This is a genomic window from Mycobacterium neglectum (assembly GCF_002591975.1).
Classification (GTDB): domain Bacteria; phylum Actinomycetota; class Actinomycetes; order Mycobacteriales; family Mycobacteriaceae; genus Mycobacterium; species Mycobacterium neglectum.
This window is the reverse complement of the sequence record NZ_NVQE01000027.1, coordinates 70,253-77,489: the sequence shown is the minus strand read 5'-3', so window position 1 is coordinate 77,489 and position 7,237 is coordinate 70,253. Positions and strand designations below refer to the sequence as shown.

Annotated in this window: 8 protein-coding genes; 2 read left to right on the top strand and 6 right to left on the bottom strand. The window is 63.6% G+C overall.

Going from position 1 to position 7,237, the window contains the following annotated elements; translation table 11 throughout:
* The coding region (locus tag CSQ99_RS31175) for a hypothetical protein (protein ID WP_218014602.1) at positions 1-288 on the top strand (288 nt) is incomplete at its 5' end.
* A 45-nt stretch (positions 289-333) separates the two neighbouring features.
* On the opposite strand, the gene murA is transcribed toward CSQ99_RS31175, so the two are convergent.
* Complete coding sequence (gene murA, locus CSQ99_RS20300; protein WP_099040807.1) at positions 334-1,587, bottom strand: UDP-N-acetylglucosamine 1-carboxyvinyltransferase; 1,254 nt, start codon at positions 1,585-1,587, stop codon at positions 334-336.
* Between the two features lie 80 nt (positions 1,588-1,667).
* Between murA and CSQ99_RS20295 the strand changes: the two genes are divergently transcribed.
* Positions 1,668-2,246, top strand: a complete 579-nt coding sequence (locus CSQ99_RS20295) for a cob(I)yrinic acid a,c-diamide adenosyltransferase (RefSeq protein ID WP_099040806.1) — start codon at positions 1,668-1,670, stop codon at positions 2,244-2,246.
* On the opposite strand, the gene CSQ99_RS20290 is transcribed toward CSQ99_RS20295, so the two are convergent.
* Genes CSQ99_RS20290 through atpA form a run of 5 tightly spaced genes read right to left on the bottom strand, consistent with a single transcriptional unit; the run spans position 2,243 to position 7,221 of the window.
* Positions 2,243-2,689, bottom strand: coding sequence for a DUF2550 domain-containing protein (locus tag CSQ99_RS20290; RefSeq protein ID WP_176561112.1), 447 nt, complete (start codon positions 2,687-2,689; stop codon positions 2,243-2,245). The genes CSQ99_RS20295 and CSQ99_RS20290 overlap by 4 nt on opposite strands.
* Positions 2,690-2,696: 7 nt before the next feature.
* A complete protein-coding gene (locus tag CSQ99_RS20285) occupies positions 2,697-3,062 on the bottom strand; it encodes a F0F1 ATP synthase subunit epsilon (RefSeq protein ID WP_099040805.1) in 366 nt (121 codons plus the stop codon).
* A 3-nt stretch (positions 3,063-3,065) separates the two neighbouring features.
* Entirely contained in the window at positions 3,066-4,583 is a 1,518-nt protein-coding gene (gene atpD / locus CSQ99_RS20280) for a F0F1 ATP synthase subunit beta (protein ID WP_099040804.1), read from the bottom strand.
* Positions 4,584-4,625: 42 nt separating this feature from the next.
* Positions 4,626-5,555: a F0F1 ATP synthase subunit gamma gene (locus tag CSQ99_RS20275; RefSeq protein WP_099040803.1), complete on the bottom strand. Its 930-nt coding sequence runs from the start codon at positions 5,553-5,555 to the stop codon at positions 4,626-4,628.
* Positions 5,556-5,580: 25 nt separating this feature from the next.
* Positions 5,581-7,221 (bottom strand): F0F1 ATP synthase subunit alpha, encoded by a 1,641-nt coding sequence (atpA, locus tag CSQ99_RS20270; RefSeq protein ID WP_099040802.1) that lies wholly within the window; start codon positions 7,219-7,221, stop codon positions 5,581-5,583.
* Positions 7,222-7,237 lie beyond the last annotated feature (16 nt).

Genomic DNA, 7,237 nt, shown 5'->3' with positions numbered 1-7,237 from the left:
CAAACTCTCCAAACAAAAACAACCCAACCCAAAAGCCAGGTGGAATTCGAATCAGAAAAATCCAATCCAACAAAAGACACCAAAAACTGGCATCAAAAAACATCCACCCCTAAACGGGAAAAAGAGGTGAACAAAAAAAACAACAAACAAAAACCACCAAACACACTATTGAGTTCTCAAACAACACACCCGGTTTTCAGGCAACCCTGCCACTGTACTCCACATGGTCAGAGAGGTCAAACCCGGGCCGCCATTCCATTTGGACTGGGGCCCTTGGCTTCTGGGTAAAGACTACGCCTCATCCGCCTCAATCCCAAAAGGGGGTCCCGGAATCTAGGCGATCCGCTCGATCTCCGCCCCGAGGCTGACCAGGTTCTCGACAAACAACGGGTATCCGCGATCGATGTGGAACACATCGTGGACCTCGGTGTCACCGTCGGCGACCAGGCCGGCCAGGACCAGTCCGGCGCCTGCGCGGATGTCCGACGACCACACCGGTGCGCTGGACAACTGCGGAATTCCCCGCACCACCGCGTGGTGCCCGTCCGTGCGGGCGTCAGCGCCCAGCCGGATCATCTCCTCGACGAAGCGGAATCGGGCCTCGAAAACGTTCTCGGTGATGATCGACGTGCCGTCGGCGATGGCTGCCAATCCGATGGCCATCGGTTGCAGATCGGTCGGGAAGCCCGGGAACGGCAGCGTCGCGACATTGACCGCTTTGGGCCGCTCGTACTGGACAATCCGGAAGCCGTTGTCGTCCTGCGTGACGGTCGCGCCGGCGTCATGAAGCTTGTGCAGCACGAGTTGCAGGTGCTGGGGGTCGACTCCGGTGACCGAGATGTCGCCGCGGGTCATCGCCGCCGCTATACCCCACGTCGCGGCGACGATCCGGTCGCCGATCACCCGGTGCTCGGTCGGATGCAGGCGCTCGACGCCGGTGATCGTCATCGTCGGCGTCCCCGCCCCCGAGATCTGGGCGCCCATCTGGTTGAGCATCGTGCACAGGTCGACGACGTCGGGCTCGCGTGCGGCGTTGTGAATGGTGGTCACGCCTTCGGCGACCACCGCGGCCATCAGGATGTTCTCGGTCGCACCGACCGACGGGAACTCCAGCTGAATCTCCGCGCCCCGCAGGTGATCCGCTTCGGCGACGACGCAGCCGTGCTCGATGTTGCACCGCGCGCCCAGCTGGCGCAGTCCGGCCTGGTGCATGTCGAGAGGGCGCGATCCGATCGCATCGCCGCCCGGCAAGGCGACCTTGGCACGCTTGCAGCGCCCGACCAGCGGGCCGAGGACACACACCGAGGCGCGGAACTGCCGAACCGCCGCGAAATCTGCGTCGTACTTGGGTTCGTCGGGCGAAGTGATCCGGACGACATCGCCGTAGAGCTCGACGGTCGCGCCGAGGCCGCGCAGCACCTCTGCCATGAGCGGCACATCCAGGATGTCGGGGCAGTTCGTGATCGTGCTGACGCCCTCAGCCAGTAGCGATGCAGCCATCAGCTTGAGAACGCTGTTCTTCGCCCCCCCGACGGCAACTTCGCCCGCTAACCGGTTTCCACCGGTCACCACGAAACGCTCGCTCACGCCGGTCAGTGTAAACAGCGGCGCGAGCCATGTCAGTTTCCCGACGGCATTCAGGCCACCTTCTCCGGTACGGTTTTCACATGGCAGTTCATCTGACCCGCATCTATACGCGGACGGGCGATGACGGAACCACTGGACTGAGCGATTTCAGCAGGGTCTCAAAGAATGACGCCCGGCTCACGGCATATGCCGACTGTGACGAAACCAATGCCGCCATCGGCGTGGCGGTCGCGCTCGGGAACCCGGGTGAGCAAATTTTAAAGGTTCTCAGACAGATTCAAAACGATCTCTTCGATGCAGGCGCTGACCTGTCCACGCCTGTCGTCGAGAACCCCGAATACCCTCCCCTGCGGATCTCGCAAAGCTACATCGACCGGCTGGAGTCGTGGTGCGATGAATTCAACGAGCCCCTGCCGGCGCTGAATTCCTTTGTACTGCCCGGCGGTTCGCCGCTATCTGCCCTATTGCATGTCGCCCGCACGGTGGCGCGGCGGGCAGAGCGGTCGGCCTGGGTGGCGGTGGACACCCACGCCGAAACGATCAGTGTGCTGCCGGCCAAATACCTCAACCGGCTGTCAGACCTGCTGTTCATTCTGTCTCGGGCGGCCAACCCAGACGGCGACGTATTGTGGCAGCCCGGCGGTCCCGCAACAGGTTAGGACGTACGGCGGCGCGCACGTGGGGATGGTCTCGACTCCACCCACGACAAGAAGGCCGTCAGCGCCCCGCGATCCAACGCCACCTCATAGCCGCGCCGGCGTTCGGGACCGGTGTCGCGCAGCTCGAGGACCACGATTTCGTCGGTCATGATGTCGAATTCGTCGCCTCGCGGCGTACGCCGGGACACGATCTCCAACCCGCGGCGGCTCAACGTGCGGTCCGGCCACCATCGGATACTGGACAAGCGGTAGAAGCCGGCTTCCCCACCGTGGTACCGCATTACACCGTGGCGCCACCCGTGACCGCCGATCGCGGGAACGTCACGCAAGATCGCCGCGGTACCGCCAACCTGCCGGAGCTTCCACAGCCGATAGCACATCATCAAGACGACCACCAGCAGCACACCAATCAGCGCGACCATGAGGAACATGGACACGCTCATCGGCTGCCTAGTCGATCTGGCCTAGAGCGCGTAAACGCGCTCTGCCCCATGCTGCGGTCCGCTCGTCCTCGGACTCTGAGTCTTGCTTTGCGCTGTCGCCGTTGATCTCTGACTCGAACTCCGCGTTCTCGACCAGGATCCGCACAGTCTCCTCGGTGACCGAGAGAAACCCGCCGTCGACCGCGATCCGCAGATCGTCTTCGCCTTCGCGCTCGACGCGCACCATCGCGTCGTCGACGAGCTGAGCCACCAGCGGAATGTGATGCGGCAGAATGCCGATCTCACCGGAAGTGGTCCGGGTGAAAACAAAAGTGGCCTCACCCGACCAGAGCTCGCGCTCGACGGCGACGATCTCAACGGTCATCTCGGCCATGAGCTAGGCGTCCTCGCCCGTGGAGTCGTCGGAATCTTCGGCCTTCTTCTCGTCCTTCTTCGACGAGCCGCCACTGCTGCCCTTGTCGATCTTGGCGCCAAGGCTTTCAGCCTTCTTCGCCAGATCGTCCAGGCCGCCGATGAGGAAGAACGCCTGCTCCGGGAGATGGTCGAAGTCGCCCTTGGAGAGCTTGTCGAATGCCTCGATGGTCTCCTTGAGCGGCACCGTCGAGCCCGGCTGCCCGGTGAACTGCTCGGCAGCCATCATGTTCTGGCTCAGGAAGCGCTCTATGCGGCGGGCACGGTATACCAGCTGCTTGTCCTCCTCGGACAGTTCGTCGACACCGAGGATGGCGATGATGTCCTGAAGGTCCTTGTAGCGCTGCAGGATTCGGATGACCTCCTGCGCCACACGGTAGTGCTCGTCACCGACCACCGCCGGGTCCAGGATTGTCGAGGACGACGCCAGTGGGTCCACCGCCGGGAAGATGCCCTTGGAGAACACTGCGCGGGACAGCTCAGTGGTGGCATCCAGGTGGGCGAACGTCGTCGCCGGTGCGGGGTCGGTGTAGTCGTCGGCCGGGACGTACACAGCCTGCATGGAGGTGATCGAGTGACCACGCGTCGAGGTGATGCGCTCCTGGAGCTCACCCATCTCGTCGGCCAGGGTCGGCTGGTAACCCACGGCCGACGGCATACGGCCGAGCAGCGTGGACACCTCGGAACCGGCCTGGGTGAACCGGAAGATGTTGTCGATGAACAGGAGCACGTCCTGTTCCTTCTCGTCGCGGAAGTACTCCGCCATCGTCAGGGCGGACAGCGCGACGCGCATACGGGTGCCGGGCGGCTCGTCCATCTGACCGAACACCAATGCCGTGTCCTTGAGAACGTCGGCGTCGGCAAGCTCGACCCAGAGGTCGTTGCCCTCACGGGTGCGCTCCCCCACGCCGGCGAACACCGAGGTGCCGCCGAAGTTGCGGGCGATACGGTTGATCATCTCCTGGATCAACACCGTCTTGCCCACGCCGGCACCGCCGAACAGAGCGATCTTGCCGCCACGCACATACGGGGTCAGCAGGTCGACGACCTTGAGGCCGGTCTCGAGCATCTCGGTGCGGGGCTCGAGTTCGGCGAACGGCGGCGGCTTGCGGTGGATCGACCAGTGGTCGAAGTCCTCGCCGTAGCCGGGCTCGTCCAGGCAGGCGCCGAGTGCGTTGAACACGTGGCCTTTGACGCCGTCGCCAACAGGCACCGAGATCGACTTACCTGAGTCGGTGACCTCGACGCCGCGAACCAGGCCGTCGGTGGGCTGCATCGAGATCGTCCGAACCAGGCTGTCGCCGAGGTGCTGCGCCACCTCGAGAGTCAGCGTCTTGGCCAGGTCCTTGTAGGTGATCTCGGCGTTCAGCGCGTTGAACAGCTCGGGTACCGAACCACGCGGGAACTCGACGTCCACGACGGGACCGGTGATGCGCACGACGCGCCCGGCGGTGCCAGTCTTCGTTTCTGCGGTTGCAGTCATTTCCTCTTCGCTTCCTGAAAGGGGCCTATGTAGTTGATCGGGCTAGCGTGCGTCGGCCAGCGCGTTGGCGCCGCCGACGATCTCGCTGATTTCTTGGGTGATCTGGGCTTGACGTTCGCGGTTGGCCATCAGGGTCAGGTCCTTGATCAGGTCGTCGGCGTTGTCGGAGGCCGACTTCATGGCTCGACGACGTGATGCGGACTCCGATGCCGCTGCTTCCAGCAGCGCGGCGTACACGCGGGTCGCGACGTAGCGCGGCAGCAGTGCGTCGAACAGCGTCTCCGGATCGGGTTCGAAGGAGAAGAGCGTGCGCGGGCCGTCGTCGTCAGGCTCGTCCTCGACGTACTCGACGACCATCGGCGCGATGCGGCGTGCCACGGACGTCTGCGACAACATCGACCTGAACTCAGTGAAGACGATGTGCAGTTCGTCAACACCGAGGATGCCGTCCGCGCCGGCATCGTCGCCCTCATCGTCGGCACCGGACATGAACGCCGTCACCAAAGTGTCGGCGATCTCACGTGCCTGTTCATAGGTGGGCCGCTCGGAGAAGCCGGTCCAGGACTCGGTCACCTCGCGCTGGCGGAAGTTGTAGTAGCCCAACGCCTTCCGGCCAATGGTGTAGACCACGGGATCTTTGCCCTCGTCACGCAGCAGCGCGAAGAGCTCCTCGGACTGCCGAAGCACGTTGGCGTTGTATGCGCCGCAGAGCCCGCGGTCCGAGGAAACCACCAGAACGGCTGCGCGTCTCGGGTTCTCCCTGGCGACGAGCAGTGGGTGATCCAATGCGCTGGCACTCGCAAGCTCAGTGAGCATGTTCGTGATCTCGGTCGAGTACGGCCGAGCCGCTTCGACTCGGGCCTGCGCCTTGGCGATTCGTGATGTCGCGATCAGTTCCTGGGCTTTGGTGATCTTCTTGATCGAACCCGCAGAACGGATGCGCCCACGCAATTCGCGCAGTGTTGCAGCCATCTAGCTCTCCAGACCCCTTCTGGTCCTACTTCTTCGGCTTGCGGACCTTGACGGATTCCTTTTCGACGTCCTCTTCGTCCATCGCTTCGGAATCAGCCTCGTTCACCACGACCGAACTACCGTCGGTGGCCGAGAAGCCCTTCTTGAACTCGTTGATGACGTCGTTCAGCTTCTCTTCGGCCTCTTCGGAGAGCTTCTTCGTCTCCCGAATCTCTTTCAGGATGCCCTCATGGGAGGCCTTGACGTGTTCCAGGACCTCCTGCTCGAAACGCGAGACATCTTCGACGGGAACCGAATCCAGGTGGCCCTTGGTGCCGAGGAAGATCGCGACGACCTGGTCCTCCACCGCATACGGCGTGTATTGCGGCTGCTTGAGCAACTCGACCAGGCGAGCACCTCGCTCGAGCTGGGCCTTGGATGCGGCGTCCAGATCCGAGGCGAAGGCCGCGAAGGCTTCCAGTTCGCGGTACTGCGACAGCTCCAGACGCAGCGAGCCCGCCACCTCTTTCATGGCCTTGATCTGTGCAGCGCCACCGACGCGTGACACCGATACACCCACGTTGATGGCCGGTCGCACACCCTGGTTGAACAGATCGGATTCCAGGAAGCACTGGCCGTCGGTGATCGAGATGACGTTGGTGGGGATGAACGCGGAGATGTCGTTGGCCTTGGTCTCGATGATCGGCAGCCCGGTCATCGATCCGCCGCCGAGCTCGTCGGACAGCTTTGCGCAGCGCTCGAGGAGCCGCGAATGCAGGTAGAAGACATCGCCGGGGAAGGCCTCGCGACCGGGCGGACGGCGCAACAGCAGCGAGATCGCGCGGTATGCGTCGGCCTGCTTGGAGAGGTCGTCGAACACGATCAGAACGTGCTTGCCGTCGTACATCCACTCCTGGCCGATGGCCGATCCGGTGTACGGCGCAAGCCATTTGAAGCCGGCGGCGTCGGAAGCCGGTGCAGCAACGATGGTGGTGTACTCCATCGCGCCACCGTCCTCGAGCGCCTGCTTGACCGAGGCGATCGTGGTGCCCTTCTGGCCGATCGCGACGTACACGCAGCGCACCTGCTGCGTGGGATCGCCCGTCTCCCAGTTCTGGCGCTGGTTGAGGATGGTGTCGACGCACACCGCGGTCTTGCCGGTCTTGCGGTCGCCGATGATCAGCTGGCGCTGTCCGCGGCCGATCGGAGTCTGGCTGTCGATGGCCTTGATGCCGGTCTGCAGCGGCTCGCTCACACCCTGGCGCTGGACGACCGAGGGCGCCTGCAGTTCCAGCACGCGGCGGGTGTCGGACTCGATGTCGCCCTGACCGTCGATGGGCTGTCCCAGCGGGTTGATGACGCGTCCGAGGAACGCGTCGCCGACCGGAACCGAGAGCACATCGCCGGTGCGCTTGACCTGCTGGCCCTCTTCGATCTTCTCGAAGTCGCCGAGGATCACCGCGCCGACGCTGTGTTCGTCGAGGTTCAGCGCCACCCCGAGCACACCGCCGGGGAACTCGAGCAGCTCCTGGGTCATGACCGAGGGCAGACCCTCGACGTGGGCGATCCCGTCACCGGCGTCAATGACCGTGCCGATCTCTTCACGTTCGGTGTCGGCGGAGAACGAAGATACGTAATCCTCGACGGCGCTTTCGATGTCAGAAGCGGAGATTGTCAACTCTGCCATGGTTCTTCGTCTTCCT

Bases quoted from the DNA above. Each gene is read 5' to 3' on its own strand.
- CSQ99_RS20285 (WP_099040805.1), bottom strand. From the start codon at position 3,062: ATGGCCGAGATGACCGTTGAGATCGTCGCCGTCGAGCGCGAGCTCTGG.
- CSQ99_RS20275 (WP_099040803.1), bottom strand. From the start codon at position 5,555: ATGGCTGCAACACTGCGCGAATTGCGTGGGCGCATCCGTTCTGCGGGT.
- CSQ99_RS20295 (WP_099040806.1), top strand. From the start codon at position 1,668: ATGGCAGTTCATCTGACCCGCATCTATACGCGGACGGGCGATGACGGA.
- atpD (WP_099040804.1), bottom strand. From the start codon at position 4,583: ATGACTGCAACCGCAGAAACGAAGACTGGCACCGCCGGGCGCGTCGTG.
- atpA (WP_099040802.1), bottom strand. From the start codon at position 7,221: ATGGCAGAGTTGACAATCTCCGCTTCTGACATCGAAAGCGCCGTCGAG.
- CSQ99_RS20290 (WP_176561112.1), bottom strand. From the start codon at position 2,689: ATGAGCGTGTCCATGTTCCTCATGGTCGCGCTGATTGGTGTGCTGCTG.